A 282-nucleotide genomic window follows, 5' to 3' on the forward strand; every position below is an offset into this window, starting at 1 on the left:
AATCGCTGTGTTGGCCTACGCCACCGACGAACTGCTTGAGGACGTTCCGGCGCTTGAGTCGTGGTTGATGCGTACCGTACCGGATGTGATCCGCTTCCAGGTCGAGGATGCGTTTATCAATGGCGACGGCGTTGGCAAGCCGCTCGGTATCCTGAACTCGCCTTGCATCACCACGCAGGTGCGCAATACCGCTACCTATATCTACCTGGCAGACATCGCAAACATGTGGGGGCGGCGCTGGCTTGGAGCCAATGACTATGTCTGGATTATCGGGCAAGATGG

At 57.4% G+C, this 282-nt stretch carries 1 protein-coding gene; it reads left to right on the plus strand.

The genetic code is table 11. The features are described from left to right. A partial coding sequence (locus LZP69_RS16320) for a phage major capsid protein (RefSeq protein WP_234201740.1) occupies nt 1-282 on the plus strand: 282 nt, incomplete at both ends.

Source organism: Shewanella sp. AS1 (assembly GCF_021412565.1).
Taxonomy (GTDB): domain Bacteria; phylum Pseudomonadota; class Gammaproteobacteria; order Enterobacterales; family Shewanellaceae; genus Shewanella.